15 protein-coding genes are annotated in these 20,456 nt (G+C 61.7%); 5 read left to right on the top strand and 10 right to left on the bottom strand.

All coding sequences use genetic code 11. The annotated features are described in order from the left end of the window. Window positions 1-14: 14 nt before the first annotated feature. From iadA to OP494_RS01425, 3 genes are read right to left on the bottom strand one after another with little or no spacing between them, the layout of a single operon-like run. Window positions 15-1,184, bottom strand: a complete 1,170-nt coding sequence (iadA, locus tag OP494_RS01435) for a beta-aspartyl-peptidase (RefSeq protein WP_280538964.1) — start codon at window positions 1,182-1,184, stop codon at window positions 15-17. Beyond that, entirely contained in the window at window positions 1,181-3,820 is a 2,640-nt protein-coding gene (cphA, locus tag OP494_RS01430) for a cyanophycin synthetase (RefSeq protein ID WP_280538963.1), read from the bottom strand. Before cphA ends, iadA begins: the two co-directional genes overlap by 4 nt. After that, entirely contained in the window at window positions 3,817-4,671 is an 855-nt protein-coding gene (locus OP494_RS01425; protein ID WP_040244207.1) for a cyanophycinase, read from the bottom strand. Before OP494_RS01425 ends, cphA begins: the two co-directional genes overlap by 4 nt. A gap of 350 nt (window positions 4,672-5,021) precedes the next feature. On the opposite strand from OP494_RS01425, the gene OP494_RS01420 reads away from it, so the two are divergent. The 4 genes from OP494_RS01420 to OP494_RS01405 all read left to right on the top strand — a co-directional run bounded on the left by OP494_RS01420 (window position 5,022) and on the right by OP494_RS01405 (window position 11,125). Then, on the top strand, window positions 5,022-6,323 hold the full coding sequence (locus tag OP494_RS01420) for an ATP-grasp domain-containing protein (RefSeq protein WP_280539176.1): 1,302 nt from the start codon (window positions 5,022-5,024) through the stop codon (window positions 6,321-6,323). A 42-nt stretch (window positions 6,324-6,365) separates the two neighbouring features. After that, window positions 6,366-8,408, top strand: a complete 2,043-nt coding sequence (locus tag OP494_RS01415) for a CocE/NonD family hydrolase (RefSeq protein WP_280538962.1) — start codon at window positions 6,366-6,368, stop codon at window positions 8,406-8,408. A gap of 163 nt (window positions 8,409-8,571) precedes the next feature. Continuing rightward, window positions 8,572-9,480: an NAD(P)-dependent oxidoreductase gene (locus tag OP494_RS01410; RefSeq protein ID WP_280538961.1), complete on the top strand. Its 909-nt coding sequence runs from the start codon at window positions 8,572-8,574 to the stop codon at window positions 9,478-9,480. 232 nt (window positions 9,481-9,712) lie between these two features. Beyond that, window positions 9,713-11,125 carry a PhoH family protein gene (locus OP494_RS01405; protein ID WP_280538959.1) on the top strand — a complete coding sequence of 471 codons (1,413 nt, stop codon included), beginning with the start codon at window positions 9,713-9,715 and terminating at the stop codon, window positions 11,123-11,125. A 173-nt stretch (window positions 11,126-11,298) separates the two neighbouring features. Here OP494_RS01405 and OP494_RS01400 read toward each other — a convergent pair whose 3' ends face one another. From OP494_RS01400 to OP494_RS01385, 4 genes are all read right to left on the bottom strand, one after another. Then, entirely contained in the window at window positions 11,299-11,541 is a 243-nt protein-coding gene (locus OP494_RS01400) for a hypothetical protein (RefSeq protein WP_280538958.1), read from the bottom strand. Between the two features lie 176 nt (window positions 11,542-11,717). Beyond that, complete coding sequence (locus OP494_RS01395; RefSeq protein ID WP_280538956.1) at window positions 11,718-12,350, bottom strand: DUF938 domain-containing protein; 633 nt, start codon at window positions 12,348-12,350, stop codon at window positions 11,718-11,720. Further along, window positions 12,350-13,024, bottom strand: a complete 675-nt coding sequence (locus tag OP494_RS01390; protein ID WP_280538955.1) for an alpha/beta fold hydrolase — start codon at window positions 13,022-13,024, stop codon at window positions 12,350-12,352. The genes OP494_RS01395 and OP494_RS01390 overlap by 1 nt, the downstream gene beginning before the upstream one ends. Before the next feature lie 121 nt (window positions 13,025-13,145). Continuing rightward, window positions 13,146-14,915 carry an SLC13 family permease gene (locus tag OP494_RS01385; protein ID WP_075369979.1) on the bottom strand — a complete coding sequence of 590 codons (1,770 nt, stop codon included), beginning with the start codon at window positions 14,913-14,915 and terminating at the stop codon, window positions 13,146-13,148. Window positions 14,916-15,035: 120 nt separating this feature from the next. Here OP494_RS01385 and OP494_RS01380 point away from each other — a divergent pair, with 120 nt between their 5' ends. After that, window positions 15,036-16,613, top strand: a complete 1,578-nt coding sequence (locus OP494_RS01380; protein WP_280538954.1) for an alkaline phosphatase — start codon at window positions 15,036-15,038, stop codon at window positions 16,611-16,613. A gap of 25 nt (window positions 16,614-16,638) precedes the next feature. Here OP494_RS01380 and OP494_RS01375 read toward each other — a convergent pair whose 3' ends face one another. The 3 genes from OP494_RS01375 to OP494_RS01365 all read right to left on the bottom strand — a co-directional run bounded on the left by OP494_RS01375 (window position 16,639) and on the right by OP494_RS01365 (window position 20,393). Further along, window positions 16,639-17,628 carry a TerC/Alx family metal homeostasis membrane protein gene (locus OP494_RS01375; protein WP_075369977.1) on the bottom strand — a complete coding sequence of 330 codons (990 nt, stop codon included), beginning with the start codon at window positions 17,626-17,628 and terminating at the stop codon, window positions 16,639-16,641. 224 nt (window positions 17,629-17,852) lie between these two features. Then, entirely contained in the window at window positions 17,853-18,098 is a 246-nt protein-coding gene (locus tag OP494_RS01370) for a hypothetical protein (protein WP_075369976.1), read from the bottom strand. A 201-nt stretch (window positions 18,099-18,299) separates the two neighbouring features. Beyond that, window positions 18,300-20,393: a methyl-accepting chemotaxis protein gene (locus OP494_RS01365; RefSeq protein ID WP_280538952.1), complete on the bottom strand. Its 2,094-nt coding sequence runs from the start codon at window positions 20,391-20,393 to the stop codon at window positions 18,300-18,302. Window positions 20,394-20,456: the final 63 nt, after the last annotated feature.

Below are 20,456 nucleotides of genomic sequence, written 5' to 3'. Positions count from 1 at the left end.
CGTCTACCGATCATCTAGGCGTCGACATCGCCGTATACGCAGCGCCCCGCGACGAAGGTACGCTGGGAACGCAGGGCCTTGTCGAGCAGCGTGATATCGGCATCGAACCCCAGCGTCAGGCGACCCTTGTGAGCATGCAGACCCAACACGCGGGCAACGTTAGCGGTCAGCAGCCCCAGCGCCGCTTCGAGTGGCAATACCTCGTCATGCACGAGCCGTTGCCAGTCCGCGATCAGCGCCGTATTGCGCGCCACCTGCATGCCCACGTAGGCGCCATCGGCGTCGAACTCCGGCAGGCTGCCATTGCAGTCCGAACTCAGGGTAATGCGCGATGGCGGAACGCCACACGCCAGGAGACGCGACACCGCGTCGAAGGCGGATAGCCCGTCGCCCGCGTCTTCGAAGGCGGTGACATCTACGCTTGCACCAAACGCCAGCGCATAATCCGCCGCGTCCTCGAGCAGCTCAGGACGGCGATTCACATGGGTCGGGATGATCTGATCGGGAGGAATCTCGGTCTCTTCAAGCAAGCGCCGCAGAGGCGCCAGGCCTCGCTTGCCATCGCCGAGATGGAAATGGCAGATGCCCCGCTTGCCGGCCAGCATGGCGCCGACCCGCGCGTCGCTCACCAGCCGTTCGAGTTCATCCTGACGCGGCTGGCTCGAGCGGTGATCCGAAATGGCGATTTCGCCCACCCCGATGACCTCGGGAATCCAGGCCAGATCGCGCTGGATATCGCCGGTGAGGGTCGGCGCCGGCACGCGATACGCCCCCGTGTACATGTAGGCGGCCAGTCCGTCGGCCGCCAGTCCTCGCACCGCGGCCAGCAAGTCGGCCGGCGAGCGGCTGATGCTGTCGGTGCCCAGCACGCCCACCACCGTGCCGATGCCCATCGACGCAATGTCATGGGCGCTGATCGGCGGGCAGCGCGTACCGCAACCGCCCTCGCCTCCGCCCCCGGTGACGTGCACGTGCTGGTCGATGAAGGCGGGCACGGCGATCAGATGGCGCGCATCCACTTCTCGCACAGGCCAACCATGAGGTACGGCAAGATCCTGTCCCAGCGCCACGATTTTCCCACCGGCCATGAGAATATCCGTCGCCTCGCATCGCTCGGGGATAAACGTCTCGCCGACACGCAGCAGGATCAGCGTATCGGCAGGGCGTGTCTTGTTAGAGCTCATGGACGGACTCCCACGCCACCTTTTGAGGGCATCGGGGGCTCGAAACGCTGCCCACGCAAACGCTCGGTGACGGCATCGACATCATCCACCAGCAACACCAGTAGATCACCCTCGGCGGCCTCGTCGAGCGCCCGATCAACTGCATCGACTTCTTGCATGACGGTCTCGACCCGACACTCATTTGGCACCGACGCCGCCCCCTCGCACAGCAAATCGATGGTTTCCCCCTCGGGACGACCCCGCGGCGCGGTCTCGCAGAAGAATACGACGTCATGCATATGCGCAAGCAGCGCCCCCAGCGCAACCAGATCCTCGTCACGCCGATTGCCTGGCGCGCTGGCCACGCCGATACGCCGTTGCGCCGGGATACGGCTGACCAGCTCGCTCAAGGCCTCGAGTGCCGGCACATTGTGGCCGTAGTCGATCAACACCTTCACGCCCCCGGCCTCGATCAGGTTGGTGCGCCCTGGATTCTGCCCCGGCGTCGGATGGAAGGTCTGCAAGCCCAACTGTATATCGGCGATACTGAGCCCCAGTGCATGCGCGGCAGCACTCGCCGCCAGGGCGTTGGCGATATTGAAGCGCGCGAACCCATCGAAGGTGATCGGCGCGTTCGCCACGGGAAGTACCTCAGCCACCACCTGGCCTTGCAGCATCACGATATGGCCGTGATGCACCGTGAAGGCGACGCCATGGTCGCTTACATGCTCGCGTATGATGGGCGAGTCGGGATCCATCGCAAAGTAGATGATGTCGCCACGCGCCCATTCGCCACTCGCCAACACGCGCGGATCGTCGGCATTGAGCACCGCCGTGCCCGACTCGCCGACCGCATCGATCACCACACTCTTGCAGCGCGCCAGCTCGTCCAGAGTGTGAATGTCGCTCTCACCCAGATGATCGCTGGCAATATTCAACAACACGCCGACCTGGCATTCATCGAACCCTAATCCCCGGCGCATGATGCCGCCACGCGCGACCTCGAGCACGGCATACTCGACGGTGGGCTCGCGCAGCACCGTCGCGGCGGCCTGCGGCCCACTGTAGTCGCCGCGCATGATGGCGTGATTGTCGATCTCGATGGCCCCGGTGCAGGCCGTGCCGACACTGCGCCCCGCCTGGCGCAATAGATGCGAGATCAGGCGGACCGTGGTGGTCTTGCCGTTGGTGCCGGTGACCGCCACGATAGGAATGCGGCCGTTATCCTCGCTCTCCGGGAACAGCATATCGACCACGTGCTGGCCAACATCTCGGCCGGAGCCATGGGTCGGGGAAAGATGCATACGAAAGCCCGGCCCGGCATTGACCTCGACCACCGCCGCCGATTGCTCCTCCAAGGGGCGTGTCAGGGTCTCGGCGAGCAGGTCGATGCCGATGATATCGAGGCCTACCAGACGGGCGATACGCTCCGCCGTGTAGATCACCTCGGGATGCACATCCTCGGTGACGTCCGTCGCCGTACCGCCGGTGCTCAGGTTCGCGGTAGGCTTGAGATAGACGATCTCATCGCTTGAGATGACGCTGTCCAGCGTCAGGTTCTGCTGCGCCAGCAGCCGAAGCGTCTGTGCATCGACATCGATCTGTGTCAGCAGGTTTTCATGGCCGATGCCACGGCGCGGGTCGCGGTTCTCGTTGTCGATCAATGCCCGCAGCGTGCTTTTGCCATCACCGACCACATGGGCCGGACGCCGCCTGGCCGCCGCCACGAGCTTGCCGTCGATCACCAGCAGCCGGTGATCTTCTCCCCGTATATACTGCTCGATGATGACTGCCGCGTTGTGACCGGACGCGACCGCAAACGCATTCTCCAAGGACTGGTCATCCTCGATATCCGTGCTGACACCGCGACCGTGATTGCCGATCAACGGTTTAACGACGACTGGATAGCCGATTTCATGTGCGGTTTCGAGCGCCTCGTCGCGTGAATGGCAAACGTGTCCACGCGGTACAGGGATACCCGCCTCGCCAAGAATCCGTTTGGTCCAATCCTTGTCGTGGGCGATGCCATGGCCGAGCAGGTTCGTGCGACAGGTCACCGTCGCCTGAAAGTGTTGTTGGCGATAACCATGCCCTAATTGTACGTAACTGGTGTCTTCGTCGAGGCGCGCATAGGGAATTCCACGGCGCTGCGCGGCCGCCACGATCGAAGCGGTCGATGGCCCCAGCATGTGTGCGTCACGTACATCCTTGAGGCGGGCGATGATCGCATCGATATCGCTATCTTCACCGGCGAAAAGCCGAGTGACGATCTCCACCGCCTCGACCCCAGCCGCCAGTCCACATGCCTCGTCGCGGTAGCGATAGACGACGTTATAGATCCCCGTCTCGTAGGAATCGACCGTCTTGCCATACCCGACCGAGAAGCCGATCAGGTTCTGCAACTCGATCGCCACATGCTCGACGACATGACCGGCCCAGGTACCACGCGTTAGTCGTTCTAGAAAGCCCCCTGGACGCCCCACCGAGCAACGATGTTCCTCCAGTGTCGGCAACAGCTGGGTGATGCGTTCGACGATACCGGGCACGGTATCGCTTGGCCGCGCCTCGAGTTCCTCGATATCCAGACGCATGAAAATCGCCGGGTAACGGCTGTAGTAGTTCGGTCCTCGCAATGCACGGTGCTCGAGAATCTTCATTCTTGGTGCCTCCCTGCCAATACCGCTTTCAGTTCCTCGGCCACCAGATAGCGCCGCGCATCGAGATCGTAGCCGTGGCCGCTGACCATGGCGTGCAGGATCATGTTCTCGATGGCGACCGGCTCGCCCATTTCCAGTTCCGCAATGTTGGAACTCGCCAGATCCCGGCTATCGATGATGATCACATGCCCGGGTCCGATGGTTTCGAGGATACGATTGGGATAGATGATGACGGCGGCGTCTTCGCCCAGGCCGACCCCCAACTGCTCGGGATTGCTGGCGCCTACCTCCATGAGGCGCGTGAATCGCCCACGTTCGAGAAAATGGCTGTCGATGACCATGCCGCGCACGAAACCAAGGCCGAAGGTCATGTTCACCGCGCCCTTGCGCAGCGCATCCGAGGCCGATCCGTTGTAGATCATGGTGCTGGGCATCGCCGCCGCCCCGGCACTGGTACCCGCCACTACGGCGCCCGCTCGCAAGCGCTCGCGGATGGCACGCAACGTGGCGGAGCCTCCCAGCACGGTGGTCAGGCGCAGTTGGTCGCCCCCGGTGAAGAAGATCACCCCACTACGTTTGATCAACTGGGCATTGTCGGCATCGGCAGCTTGCTGGCGATCCTGAATATCCAGCGCATGGACCTGGGTCGCGCCCAAGCGCTCGAAGGCGGCTTCATAACTGGGAAGAACCTGCTCGGGAATACTGCTGGCCGTCGCGATGACGGCAACTTCGTGATTATCCTCGGGCGCTAGCTCGAAAACGCGCTTGAGAATGGCAAGTTCCGAAGACCTGTCCTCGGCACCACCAATGGCCACGATGTGGCCACATACGGCAGGGGGTCGTGACGTCATATTCCTCTCGTCGCCTCGCAACGCTTTTTAGGAAATACTGAACCATTACCTCTTATACAGGTAATGTCGTATCGCGTGACAATCGAACCCGGTTCTTCACTTATAACAGCCTTACCTCATCCCCGCCAGATTAATGACACCCCGCCGGCACGGACTATTCTTTTCCCGTAAAACAATGAGATTCCCGTTTACCCCCATATTGGTCCAGCGCATTCGTCACAACACGCTATTCTTCAGACATTGGCACCTCCCATTCCCAGCCTAAAAGGGCAGGACAACCAAGAGCGGTACGAACCATTGCGCTTCGGCTACAAGGACACCAGCAGCCGAGCTTGCGCCAGGAGGCGATTATGAGCGACAAGAACGTGTTCGTTGTCGGGTTGGATGAACTCAATAGGAAACGCCTTGAACATCTGCGCGGTGCCGAAAACTACCGGTTCCATGGTGTGATCGAACCATCGGAGGTTTACGACACGGAGATCTTCCCCATCGAAGATATGCTGTCCCGGGCCGAGACGCAGCTGAATGAATTCCATGATTCGATCGACGCCATCGTCGGCTACATGGACTTCCCCGTGTCGACCATGCTGCCCTTACTCTGCGAGCGTTTTGGTACGCGCTCCACCAGCCTGGAAAGCTTGCTCAAATGTGAGCACAAATATTGGAGCCGATGCGTACAACGCGAGGTCATCGGCGACTACATTCCCCGCTTTACCGCATTTGATCCCTTCGACTCTGAGGCGCTACACAAAATAGGTGAAGAGGGTCTTTACTTCCCTTTCTTCGTCAAGCCGATCAAGTCATCGGGCTCACGCCTGGGGTTTCGTATCGAGAGCCCTGAAGATTTCGAACAGGCCATCTCACGACTTTGTGAAGACATCGGGACGATTTCCGAGCCTTTCAACTTTGTCCTAGATCACGCCAAACTACCCGATGATGTGCGCGCCATCGATGGTGGCCATTGCATGGCTGAAGAGATCATCGGGGGCTGGCAATGCACGGTGGAAGGGTATGTCTTTCAGGGCGAAGTCATTCCCTACGGCGTCGTCGACTCGATTCGCTATCCTCAGGTATTAAGCTTCTTCTATTATCGATATCCATCACGCCTTCCCGATCATATTCAAGAAAAAATGCGAGAACTCACTCGCCAAGTAATGAAACATATCGGCTATGACAACGCCGCCTTTAACATCGAGTATTTCTGGGATGAAGTACAAGATCGCATCTGGCTATTGGAGATCAATACGCGTATCGCGCAATCGCATTGCGATCTTTTCGAAAAGGTCGACGGGGTCAGTCACCAACAGATAACGGTCGACCTGGCACTAGGCCAACTACCCGACATGCCTTATCGGAAAGGAGATTTCAAAGTCGCGGCGAAATTCTTCTATCGGGTGTTCTTCGTCGATGCCACTATTAGCCGCGTGCCGACGGAAGAAGAAATAGATGCCTTGGAGCAAGCATTTCCCGGTACCGTCATCACACTGCAAGCCGAGATCGGCACGCGCCTGTCCTCCCTTCCCGAGCAAGATAGCTACAGTTTCGCCCTGGCTTATATATGGATGGGCGCGGACGACGATACTTCACTGGAAGAAAACTACGCGCGGCTCGCCGAGCAGCTACATTTCGAGTTCGAGGAGATCATCGGCTAGCGTTCTTACCGTCGTCCTAAACCTCACTCACGGGAGCACTGCATGCACATCGTTCGCCATTTTCCCCGCCAGATTCACGAGGAGGAAGACTGGATCACGCTCGCCGATGGTTGCCGGCTGGCCGTGCGTATCTGGCGCCCAATGGATGCCGAACGCGAGCCCGTACCGGCGATACTCGAGTATCTGCCTTACCGCAAGCGCGACCTGACGGCGATGCGCGACGCTCAGTCGCATGCCTACTGGGCCGGCCACGGATACGCCGGGGTGCGCGTCGACATTCGCGGTAGTGGTGAATCGGATGGCGTGCTGCGTGATGAATACCTACAGCAAGAGCTCGACGATGGCGTCGAAATTCTGAAGTGGCTGGGGCAACAAACGTGGTGTACCGGAGATGTCGGCATGATCGGCATTTCCTGGGGCGGCTTCAACGGCCTGCAAATCGCGGCATTGCAGCCCCCTGAACTCAAGGCGGTCATCACCCTGTGCTCGACCGATGACCGCTACGCCGACGACGTCCATCACATGGGCGGCTGTCTGCTCGGCGACAACTTGTCATGGGCCTCGACCATGTTCGATGCCAATACATGTCCCCCCGATCCAATGCTCGTCGGCGAGCGCTGGCGCGAGATGTGGCAGGAGCGCCTCGAGGGCAGCGGCTTGTGGCTGGCAAAATGGCTTAAGCATCAACGTCGTGACGACTATTGGAAACATGGCTCGGTGTGCGAGGACTTCTCGCGCATTCGCTGCCCCGTCTACGCTGTCAGCGGCTGGGCCGATGGCTACTGCAACGCCGTGTTTCGCCTACTCGCGGGGCTCGAGGTCCCCCGCAAAGGCCTGGTGGGCCCATGGTCGCACAAGTATCCCCATCTCGGCGTACCGGGCCCCGCCATCGGCTTTCTACAGGAATCGCTGCGCTGGTGGGATCACTGGCTGAAGGACAAAGACACCGGGATCATGGACGAGCCGATGCTGCGCGTCTGGATGCAGGAGTCGGTGCCGCCCTCGGCCCGCTACGAGACACGCCCCGGGCGCTGGGTATCAGAGCCCAGTTGGCCGTCACCGCGCATCGATATGCAGCCCTTTCGCCTGACCAGCGGCCACGACCTGCTGCCGATGACGACGGCATCCACTCTGCCCGAGAACCACGACGAGACGCCGCTGACGATACGCTCACCGCTATCGGTGGGACTTTTTGCGGGCAAGTGGTGCTCCTACAACGCACCGCCGGATCTACCGCACGACCAACGCGACGAAGACGGCGGCGCGCTGGTTTTCCAGACGGCACGGCTCGACCAGGACATCGAGATCTGCGGGCAGCCTGTGGTCGAACTCGAGATCGAGGCCGACCAACCGGTGGCGATGGTCGCCATACGCCTCAGCGACATCGCCGAGGACGACAAAGCCACGCGAATTTCCTATGGCCTGCTCAACCTGACCCACCGTGACAGCGACGAACATCCTCAGCCACTGGAACCGGGCGAGCGCTATCACGTGCGCGTGCTACTCAAGCATATCGCCCAGCAGTTCCCCACAGGCAACGCCATTCGGCTGTCGATCTCAAGCAGCTACTGGCCGCTGGCATGGCCCGCGCCGGCCCCGGTCAAGCTGACGATTCATCCCACCGGCAGCCGGTTGCTATTGCCATGTCGCGCGCCTAAGCCCCAAGAAGAAGCCGCGCTGCCCGAATTTGCGCCGCCGGAGGCCGCCCCACCGCTCGCCAAGACGCTGATACAGCCCAGCCAGGAAACGTGGCGGGTGATACGCGATCTCGCCAATGACCAGACCACGCTCGAAGTCATCAACGACGAGGGTACTTTCCGACTTGACGATATCGATCTTGAACTCTCGGTGCGCATCACCGAACGCTACACCTATGCCTACGGCAACTACGACAGCATCAGCGGTTGGACCCAGTGGGAGCGTAGCTTTCGGCGGGGCGATTGGGTGGTACGCAGTGTGACCCGTACCTTGATGACCTCCACTGCGGAAAGCTTCCGATTGCGTGCCACGCTGGATGCCTACGAAGACGAAAGCCGAGTCTTTGCCAAGAGCTGGGACGAGGAGATTCCGCGCGACCTCGTTTAGTAGGTTGCCTGAGCCGTACCCTATTCCTCCGCTATCTGGAGCGGCGCGATACATCGCGCGTCGCTCCATCGTCGAATTAATTCTTGCCTACTAATGCCCACCTACTCATGCCTATCCACCATGCAGTACAGTGCATATTGATCCGATCTCGAGGAGGAACGATATGACCCAACGTATTCTGTTTACCGGCGGTAGCGGCAAGGCGGGTCGACATGTCGTGCCCTATCTGCTGGAGCGCGGGCACCGGGTCGTCAACGTCGACCTGACACCACTGGATCATCCCGGTGTCGATAACATCATCGCCGACGTCACCGACAGCGGCCAGATGTTCAACGCATTGAGTAGCTATGCCGCCTTGGATGAACTGGAGCCGGGCACCGGTGTCCCGCACTTCGATGCCGTCGTGCATTTCGCCGCGGTGCCGCGCATTCTCATCAAGCCCGATAACGAGACGTTCCGCGTCAATACGATGGGCACCTATAACGTCATTGAAGCCGCGGTAAAGCTCGGCATTCGCAAGATCGTTTTCGCCTCGTCCGAGACCACCTATGGCGTGTGTTTTGCTGACGGTGTCGTCCAACCGCAGACGCTACCGGTGGATGAGGAGCACCCGACCGCGCCGATGGATAGCTACGGTATGTCCAAGGTCGTCAACGAACGCACCGCACAAGCGTTCCAGAAGCGTTCGGGCTTCGACATCTATGGCCTGCGGATCGGCAATGTCATCGAGCCTCACGAGTACGCGGCGCACTTCCCCGCCTACTTCGCCGACCCGGCACTGCGGCGGCGCAATATTTTCTGTTACATCGATGCGCGTGATCTCGGCCAGATCGTCGATCGCTGCCTGACGACCGACGGCCTCGGCTATCAGATATTCAACGCCGGCAACGACGATAATTCCGTCAATCTAACCACGCAGGAGATTATCGAACGCTTCTATCCCGAGGTGCCCGTGACCCGTGAACTGGGCGAACACGAGGCGCTTTACTCAAACCGCAAGATCCGCGACATGCTCGGATTCCGTGAAGCGCATGCGTGGCGGCGCCATGTCGCCGACCCGCGAAACCCATAGCGTCGGCGGCAATATCAAGCTCGGTACACAAACGACTAGCGTCTCAAAAATTGCAATTTTTTGTCGCTCGGCCATGCTTAAGCCATACGACACGCGAAAGGAGAATGCCCGACACCCCACCTCGACCGGACTGTTTCGCAGGCGACGCTGCCAGGGTGGGTCGGGCGCCACAGGGGCGCAACACCCTCCTGTCAGGGTCGGAGAAGCCGTTAACCAAGGAGTGCTTCCCCCGATGGTGAGACTCGACAAGAAAGTGACCCGGCTCTACGTGCTGGATACCAATGTCCTGATCCATGACCCCGCAGCCCTGTACCACTTCGAGGAACATGATGTCGTCATCCCCATGACGGTGCTCGAGGAGCTCGACAAGCACAAGAATGGGATTCGTGAAATCGCCCAGACCGCGCGGCAAATCAGCCGCACCCTGTCCGACCTGACTTCTCGCTTCACCCCCGAGCAAATTCAAGAGGGCATCCCGTTACCCGTGAGCCACGGCCCTAGCGGCCGCCTGCGTTTCCTGTGCTACACCGACCTCAAGACGCTCGACCCGTTGGTCGACTCCCCCGATAACCGTCTGCTCGCCGAAACCTGCCGCCTGCGTGACGAACGTCCCGACGCATCGGTGATCCTGGTCACCAAGGACATCAACCTGCGCGTCAAGGCGGCGGCGCTGAACGTGCCGGTGGAGGATTACCTCAACGACCGCGCCTACGACGACCTCGACGCCATGATCGAGGGCGCCAAGGTCTACGCCGAGGCCGGCGAAGAAGGCCGAGGACTGTGGGACCGACTCAACGTCGAAGTCGATGTCGAGCGCACCGAAGACGGCACCTTCTATCACCTCGCCGGCGAGCTTCCCAAGGACTGGCACGTCGGCATGCTGGTATCGGACAGCGACAACGGCGCCGGTTTCGAAGCCATCGTACGCTCGCTCGCGCCGAGCCGTGCCACGCTGCAACTGTTGACCAACTACCGTCATCACGACGGTGTGTGGGGCGTGCATGCCCACGACAGCCGCCAGAACTTCACCCTCAACCTGCTGATGGATCCCGAGATCGACCTGGTCACCATCGCCGGCAACGCCGGGACCGGCAAGACCTACATGACACTGGCGGCGGCCTTCCAGCAGACCCTGGATAGCAAACACTTCGAGCGTATCGTCTTCACCCGCGCCCCGATCCCCATGGGCGAGGATATCGGCTTCCTCCCCGGCACCGAGGAAGAAAAAATGTCGCCCTGGATGGGCGCCTTCCACGACAACATGGATAACCTGCTACGCGACGAACAACACGGCAGCTCGAGTTGGAGCGACGGCGCCACCCGCCAGTTGATCGGCTCCCGCGTGCAAATCCGCTCGCCGAGCTTCATGCGCGGGCGCACCCTGAGCGACACTTTCCTGATCATCGACGAGGCCCAGAACTTCACCCCCAAGCAACTCAAGGCACTGATCACGCGGGCGGGGCGCAATACCAAGCTGGTACTGCTGGGCAACGTCGGGCAGATCGACACGCCCTATCTCACCGCCAATACCTGCGGCATGGCCTACGCCGTGGAACGCTTCCGCGACTGGCCGCATGCCGGCCATGTGACGCTGAAAAGCGTCGAACGCTCACGCCTCGCCCTCGCCGCGGAGGAACTGCTCTGACACCGCTTCGCTAACGCAACGCCCCTTCCTCCCTTTCAACGTAACGCCCCTTCCTCCCTTTCAACGTAACGCGCCCCGACCACAAGGCCGGGGCGCGTTCTTTGCAACTGACATTACCGCTAATTTGTACCGCCACCTAGGCGAGCATGGGGTCACGCAACGTCGCGGCGGATCTACTCTTCGGTAGAGGACGGTTTGCGGTTATTGACCACGTCCTCGATGAGCTGCTCGTTCTCGCTGCGCGGCATCTCGTCGAGCATTTGCTTGGCGGTCTGGTAATCGCCGATTTCGGTATTGCACGAGCTGCAGAACACGCGGTCATCGGGTTTCTGCGCCTGGGAGACCGTCACCTTGTGACTGCCGCAATTCGGGCATCCCTTGGGTAAGCGCAACTCGACGGAAAAATCTTCGTTCATCGCCTTTCCTCCATGATCCTGCAGTGGCGGAACGAGCGCCGCGCCGCGACCCTCGCAATCCATGTGTCTATCTATCCATGTGTCGATCTATCCATGTGCCTATCCACAGTGTTTGGGGCCAGAGCGGAGAAATCAAGCGCAGGCACTTTTTATGCAACGTTAGCGCCCAAGCAGCGTTAGCGCCGCCGAAAGACCACGCCCAGATTGTTCGCCGGCAGTTCATCGATACGCTGCAAGGCAAGCCCGTTTTGCTGGGCCTCGGCCTCGACATCTTCCAGCGCACGAATGCCCCAGGCGGGGTCGCGCTGGCGTAGATCGGCATCGAAGGCCGCATTGCTCTCAGCAGTGTGCTCGCCATCGCGCATGAACGGGCCATAGACGACCAGCACGCCATCTTCGGGCAAGCGACGCCCCGCCTCGCGCAACAGCGCCTGGGTCGACGCCCAGGGCGAGATATGCAGCATGTTGATGCACAGTATGGCAGACGGCTCACCGGCGTCATCCGGCCAGGGCTGCGTTACGTCCAGCGCCAGGGGTAAGTGCAGGTTGGCAAGTGCCGCGTGACGCTGCCAGGCGGCAATGGAGCGCCGGGCGCGTTCGCTCGGGTCGCTGGGCTGCCAGGTGAGCGCGGGAAGATGCTCGGCAAAATACACGGAATGCTCACCGCTGCCACTGGCGATCTCCAACACATGCCCCGAGGCGGGCAGCACCTCGCGCAGCAGCGTCAGAATAGGGTCACGGTTGCGCTTCGCGGCAGGCGTAGAAAGGCGCACGCCATCACCGGGCTCAGGTGTGTCCATCGTCTGCATCACGCCCTCTCTGCGCCTAATCGCGCATTCAGCCAGTGACCAATGTCGACGATCTGCTCGGGGCACAACGCATGCTGCATGGGATAGGTACGGTAATTCACCGCGTAGCCCAGTGCCTCAGCCCGCTCGGCGCCCTCGTGGCCCAAGGTTTCGGGCACCACCGGGTCGAAGCTACCGTGATGCACCTCGATGGGCAGCGCGCGATTGGCTTCGCTGGGCTGGATCGACTCGGCCGTCGCGAAGTAGGTCGAAAGTGCCAGCAGGCCCGCCAGTGGCTGGGAATAGGTCAACGCCGCGTGGTAGGCCACCGCCCCGCCCTGCGAGAACCCGGCAATGACAATGCGGCGGCTATCGATACCCTTGGCGATCTCGGCGTCGATCAGCGCATGCACTCTGTCCGCCGAGGCCTTGAGCTGGTCCTCGTCGATGCGGCGGCCCAAGTTCATGTCGAGGATGTCATACCACGCCGGCATCTCCATGCCGCCGTTCACTGTCACCGCAAGGCGTGGCGCATGCGGCAGGATGAAGCGCACCGCCAGCGAGTCATCCAGCGGTAATGCCGGCACCAGCGGCTCGAAATCGTGGCCATCGGCGCCCAGCCCATGCAGCAGAATCACCGTCGCATCGGCGGCGCGGTGGTGGGGTTCGATGATCAGTGGCGAAGAATCGGCCATCGGCTCGGCTCCTTGAAAGGCATTCGAAGATACAAAGACTCAGGATGTGCAAAACGCCCAGCGCTGTCCATGCCGGCGGCGATGTTTAGCCGCCACGGCCTAGATCGCGTCTGAAAAGCACCTAGAAAGGCCAGACCATCGGGGTCAGTACTAGTGTCATCATGCCCACCAACACACTCAATCCACCGCCCACACGCAGATAATCGCTGAAGCGATACCCGCCGGGCCCATAGACCATCAAATTGGTCTGGTAGCCAATGGGCGTCAAAAAACTCGCCGAGGCGGCGAACATCACCACGATCACGAACGGCATGACATCCACCCCCAGTTGCTGTGCGGCGCCGGTGACGATGGGAAAGCTGATCACCGCCGCCGCGTTGTTGGTGACGATCTCGGTGAGCAGCGCCACGACCAGATAGGTACCGATCAGCAGCAGATACGGGTTGCCATCGGCCAGTGCCAAGGCGACTTGGGCCAAGGCCGAAGCGGCGCCAGAACTTTCCATCGCCGCCCCCAGGCCGAATGCAGCGGCGATGGTCAGCAACACCTGCGTATCCAGCCCCCGCCGCGCGGCACTGATCGTGCAGCAACCGGTCATCAACGCCAAGGCGGCGCCGAGCATCGCCGCCTTGAGCAGGCTCAACACGCCGAACGCCGCCAGGGCGACCACCCCCAGCATGATCGACCACGCCAACCAGGCACGCTCATGGTGCGGGCGCGCCTGGCCGTTGAGCTCGCTGATCAGCAGGAAATCTCGCGACTGGCGATGGCGTTCGATGAACGCCGGGCGTACTTCCATGAGCAGCACGTCCGCCGGCTGTAGCTGGATCTGCCCAAGATTGCCGGAAACCCGCTCCCCATGGCGACAAACCGCCAGTACCGAAGCGCCGTAGAAGGTACGAAAATGCCCTTCGCGCAGCCGTCGTCCCAAAAACTGGCATTGCTCGGACACCACCGCCTCGACCAGGCGCCGCTCGGCGAAGGACTTCTTGAGACTCGACTGCCCCTGCCCGGTAGGCCGCAGACCGCGAATCTGCTGCAGCTCCACCGCCGCTTCCGTGGTGCCGGCAAACACCAGGCGGTCATTGGCCTTGAGACGCTCGCCGCGCCCCACTACCGAGACGATATTACCCTCACGTTCGATCTCGACCAGAAACAACCCATCAAGGTGGCGAAGTCCCGCCTCTTCGACGCTCTTGTCGACGATGGGGCCTTGCGGGTCGACCTGCATCTCGATGGTGTACTCGCGCGGGTTCTCGAATACATCCGCCGCCGTGCGACGTTTGGGCAGCAGCCAGCGCCCCACCAACATCAAATACGTCAGCCCCACCAACGCCACGGGCACGCCGACCCAGGCGATGTCGAACAGATGCAGGGCCCGCTCGGGATAGCGCTCGCGCAGCAAGCCATCGACCACCAGGTTGGTACTGGTGCCGAGCAGCGAACAGGTACCGCCCAGAATCGAGGCGAAGCTCAGCGGCATCAGCAAGCGGTGTGCCGGCAAACGTAGACGCCGGCTCCAGCTCAGCACCGCCGGCAGAAACGTCGCCACTACCGGCGTGTTGTTGAGAAAGGCGCTGGTCGCCGAGACCGGAAGCAGCAATCGCACCTGAGCGCCCAGCTCATGGCGCGGACGCCCCAGCACGTAGCGGATGAGCAGGTCGATACCGCCCGTCTCGCGTATGCTGGCCACCAGGATGTACATGAAGGCCACGGTGAAAAGGCCGGTGTTGGAAAAGCCGGCCAGGGCCTCGTCGGCGTTGATGACGCCAGCACCGAACAGCGCGATCACCGCGCCCATGAGAATCACGTCCGGGCCAAGGCGACTCGTCGCCATCAATAGAAAAGACGCCGCCACAATGGCCAGCGTCAGCCAAGCATCGAATGGCATACCGCCAGTGTCCTAACAAGAGATACGATGCCCGCATTGTGACGAACCGCGAATATTCCAGGAAGTTATTTGTGGGAATGGCCTTAGATACTTTTTGATCTATACAGACAAGGAAAGCCCATGGTTCGCTGGTGGCTGACACTGCTACTCGTCAATGCCGCGCTCATCGCCACGGCACTTCCCCGCCTCGGCAGCGCCGCCATGCCCTGGCTGGCGTTGGAGGGGCTGATACTGGTCGGCGTGCTGAGCCTATGGCCCCGGCAGCGCCTGGCGCGCCGGCTATTGTCGTACGGCAGTGCCGTGCTGATCGTGCTGGCGCTGGCTTGCGCGTTGGGCGATGCGATCACCCAGGAGATCCAGGGCCGGCCGCTCAATCTCTATCTCGATGCCTCGCAGGTACCGATCCTGCTGGAGTTGTTGCGCGACAATCTGGGCCTACCGGTGAGTATCGCACTGGTGGCCGCGACGCTCCTGGCGCTGCTGGTCATCGGGCTCGGTTTGGGACGCCTACTGGTGAGCCTGCCACGCCACGGCGCACCTCGCCGCTGCGCCTGGAGCACGCTGGTGATCGGCGCAGGACTGGCACTGCTCGGCCTCTGGCGCGACATGGCGCCCATCGGCACGCCCGGCATCACCCTGCTCACCGAGCAGGCCACCCGTGCCTATGAAACGCGTGCGTCGCTACGCGATTTCGATGCACGCCTGTCGATGCGTGAATCTCCGCTCGACGCGCCGGGCGGTCAGCCCTTGCCCGGCCTCGCCAAGACCGATGTCATTCTGGCGTTCGTGGAATCCTACGGCATGGCCGCGCTCGAACGTGCTCCCTTTGCCGGCCCCGTGAACGCACGCCTCGACGCCATGGCCGAGGCCTTCGCACAAGCAGGGCTCAGCGTGGCCAGCGGCCGGATCACTTCACCCACGCTCGGCGGGCAGTCACGCCTGGCGCATGCCAGCGTGCTCAGCGGCTTATGGGTAAATTCACCGCTGCGCTACGCACGATTGCTCGAGAGCCCGCGCGCCACCTTGATCGACGACTTCGAGCGCACAGGACACACCAGCGTGGCCATGATGCCGGCGATCTATCGGGATTGGCCGGCGGGACGTCGACTGGGCTATGACGAGATCCACGACGACGCGCGGCTCGACTATCGCGGTCCGCGCCTGGGCTGGGTGACGATACCCGATCAGTTCGTCTGGCATCGCCTGCGCCAGGTACGCCGCGAACATCGCAATCCGCTGTTCGCCGAACTGGCCCTGATCAGCAGCCATGCGCCTTGGGTACCTGTGATCGAACCGCTGCCATGGGACGCACTCGACGACGGCCACGCCTTCACGCGCTGGGAAGGCGAAGGCAGCGACTTCCTCGAACTTTGGGGGGACAACGACGGCATGCGGCAACGCTACGGCCCTGCGCTGGCCTATTCGCTGGCAGTCGCCGGCGAATACGCCGCGCGTTACGTGAACGACGAGACCCTGATGATTTTGCTTGGCGATCACCAGGCCGCGCCGGGGATGCTAGGCTTCACGCCCGACCGCGAAGTACCGGTGCACGTCATCAGCGGCGACCCCGACTTGATCGCGCCACTCCTCGAGCACGGATTCCAGCATGGAATGCAACCGTCCCACGACAAGCCCGCGCGCTCGATGGCCGAGCTGCGCGGGCTACTGCACCGGCTTTATGGCGTCGAGGCCAACTGACGCCCGACGCCCTACCATCATACGATCAGGCACGCGCCCGGTCGCGGCGATCCTTGATCAAGCTCGCCACGCCAGTGCTCACCAGCGCGCCAACGATGATGGTCATCGACAACCAGATGGGGATCTCGGGAATCGACTCGATGGGATGGCCGCCGTTGATGAACGGCAGCGTGTTCTCGTGCAGCGCTTCCAGCACCAGCTTGACGCCGATGAAGCCCAGGATCACCGACAGCCCCAGCCCCAGATAAACCAAGCGCGACAATAAGCCACCCAGCAGGAAATAGAGCTGCAGCAATCCCAACAACGCGAAAGCGTTCGCCGTAAAGACGATGTAGGGCTCACGCGTCAGCCCATAGATGGCCGGAATGGAATCCAGCGCGAACAAAAGATCGGTGAAGCCCAGCGCCACGATCACCATGAAAAGTGGCGTCACCAACCGCTTACCGCCGATCTTCGCGATCAAGCGTTGGCCATGATACTCCTCGGTTACCGGTAGCCAGCGCTGTGCCAATCGCACCGCCAGATTGGGGCGGTATTCCTCTTCTTCGTCATGCTCCTCGAAGCTTTCTTTACCCAGTTTGTAGGCCGTCCACAGCAGGAAGGCACCGAAGATATAGAATACCCAACTGAACTGATGGATCGCCGCCGCGCCCACGGCGATGAAAATGCCGCGCATGATCAAGGCGATGACGATGCCGATCAGCAGCGCTTTCTGTTGGTGAATACGCGGCACCGCGAACTTGCTCATGATGATCACGAACACGAACAGATTATCCACCGACAGGCTTTTCTCGGTGATGAAGCCGGCGAAATACTCGGCGCCGTGCTGCGGCCCCCAAACCAGCCACAGCCCTGCCCCGAACACCATGGCCAAGGCGATGTACACACAGCTCCACGCCGCCGACTCCTTGAAGCTCGGCGCGTGCGGCTTGCGGACATGCGAGAAGAAATCGAAAACGAACAGCGCGATGATGCCAGCCACAGTGGCCAGCCATACCCACAGGGGGACGTGCATAGGTCTACCTCCGGTCAACGGTCAACGTTGCCGAAGGTCTCTCCCGCTTGGCATGAATGCCGAGCCTCTGTCACCGGGGCGTTGCGCCCGTGCTGACGATGACAGCGCGAAGCTGTGAGCCTGGCGGCCCGCTTCGGGAATACTCCCCTTCCGCTGCGGCGCATTGTGGGGCGAGGCATGCCACAACGCAACGTTTATCGTCGCGGCGGCACGCCTAGGTCACCTCAACCCCAGCAATACACGTAGCGATAGGCCGTTTCCGCCAGGCGCGAATCAAGCCCCCAAGGCGAAAAACGCCGCACCATCTCATCGATGACATCGCGCAGCGGACGTGATGCCTCGCGAACTTTCGCCTCGATGATGGTCCCGATCGTGAACAAGGCACTGTTTTCAGGGCTGGTGTCATCCACGCGTGGGGTGTCCAACCACGGCGCATTGCGCGCCAGCTCGACATCTTCCTGGGTAATCATCTCCCAACCTCCCGATACATTTGCTGTCTCGCTTGTTGTGTGTAACTCACGGCTACTTATACGACTTTAGTTCAAAGAGCGAAGTTCCGCCATGCGTCACATCAACGCAATCGTCATGTGGTAGAGCGCGCTTTTCTACCCTACGCAAGAAACCCGCCGGCGATGTCCGGCGGGTTTTCGTAGTGGCCCGAGGGCCGCGCATCAGCGCGCGTGCGAGTCGCTCGGCAACGCAGCCGGCTGGCTTTCCCCTTCGCCACGCTCACGCAGCGTAAAGGCCCCGACGGTCTCGGCAAGGCGCTGTGACTGGGCCTTGAGCTCGGCGGCGGCGGTAGCGCTCTGTTCGACCATGGCGGCATTCTGCTGCGTCATGTTGTCCAGATCGGTCACCGCTACGTTGACCTGGCCGATGCCGTCACGCTGCTCGCTGGTCGCGGCGCTGATCTCGTTGAGCACATCCGTGACGCGTGTCACGCCATCGACGATCTCGTTCATCGCCGTGCCTGCGCTGCGCGCCAGTTCGGCGCCGCTCTGGGTCTTGCTCGAGGCGTTGTCGATCAGCGACTTGATCTCACGGGCGGCGTCGGCGCTGCGCGTGGCGAGCTGGCGCACCTCGCTGGCGACCACTGCGAAGCCACGCCCTTCTTCACCGGCACGCGCCGCCTCGACGGAGGCGTTCAGGGCCAGCAGGTTGGTCTGGAAGGCGATGCCATCCATGGTGGTGACGATCTCGGCGACTTGCTGCGAGGCCGTCTCGATCTCGTCCATGGTCTTGACCACGTCCCCGACGACCTCACCACCGCGCGTCGCCGACTGACTCGCCGATTGGGCCAGGCCGCTGGCCTGACTCGCCGAGTCCGCGGTATGCGAGACGGTGCTGGTCAGTTCCTCCATCGAGGCCGAAGTTTCCTGCAGGCTGGAGGCAGTCGTGTCCGTTCGTCCGGCGAGATCCTGGCTCGCTGAAGCAATCTCCGAGGACGCCACGCGGACCGAATCGCTGCTATCGCGGACATCCAGCAGTACATCGTTCATCTTGTCGGCGAAGGCGTTGAACTGCGTCGCCAGCTCGGCGATCTCGTTGCGACCGCGCACCGGTAGACGCTGTGTCAGGTCGCCGCCACCGGAGGCGATATCACGCATGCGTCCGGCCAGCTGGCGCAGCGGCCGCGACAGGCTGCCGCCCAGCAGCCAGCTGACCAGCAGCCCCAATGCCGCGATGACCGCACCGACCGCGATCATGCCAAACATATCGGCCCGGCGCTGATCCTCAAGATCCCCTTGGAGGTTATCGGCCCCCGCCATGACCACATCGGCCGGTAGACGAATCATCACCGTCCACGGCTCGCTGTCTTCCATCAACTTAAACGGCCAATACAGCTCGATCATCTCGCCCGAATCGTCGCGTACCGGTTCGCCTTCACCAGCACGGGTCAACCGCGCACGAATGGCCTCGTCGAAAACATCTTCCGCCTGTTGTCCCGCCGCCTCGTCATGACCGGTATAGGCGGTAACGCCACCACGCGGCGCGATCAACGCCATTTCCCCGGCACCGTCAAACAGCGTCTCGTTGGCGTCGCTCAACAAGGTCTGGATGAAATCCACTGACAGATCGACCCCGGCGCTGCCACGGAACTCGCCATCGACCATTACCGGCACGTTGAACGACGTCACCATCAAGGTCTTGCCGTTGTAATCGTATGGCGCGGGATCGATGACGCAGGGCTTCTGGGTCTCGCGGGGGCAGAGATAGTATTCGCCCTCACGAATGCCGCTGTCCTGAAGCGTCTCGCTTTCCATGGTCTCGCCCAGGGGCAGCACCTCGATATCGCCCGACTCGGTGCGATACCACCACGGCATGAAACGGCCATTCGGGCCGTAGCCGGCGTCTTCACGGCCCGTATATTCGCTGTCATCGCCGAAGGCGTTGGGCTCCCAACCGATGAAGGCATCCAGCAGATCGGGGTTTTCTGCCACTGTGTCGCGGACGACGTTCGACAGTTCCTCGCGGGACAACGAGACACCTCGGTCCTCGCCCATCAGCTCATTGAGCGAGGCCAGGTTACGCGCTTGTCCCAGTGCCTGGGTCAGGCGGGTCTTGATCTGCTCAGCCTGAGTCGAGGCCACCGCGTCCAAACGTTGCTCAATGTTTTGCTCGAGCAGTCCTCGCGTTTGTTTCTCGACGAACTCCGCCGACCGAGAATTAGCAAAGGTCGCATAGCCGACCAAGGCCACCACCAGCACCACGATGCAGGCCCCGACGAGCGTCGCGACCAAGGTGCGAATCGATTTGAAATGCATGCTCATACCTCCCGCCGTGACGGCTCGGTAAAGGAACATGCAAGGCGTGGCGACGCCGATACG

This window comes from Chromohalobacter sp. 11-W, assembly GCF_029889905.1.
Lineage (GTDB): Bacteria > Pseudomonadota > Gammaproteobacteria > Pseudomonadales > Halomonadaceae > Chromohalobacter.
The sequence above is the reverse complement of the archived record's forward strand: the minus strand, read 5'-3'. Positions and strand labels throughout refer to the sequence as shown.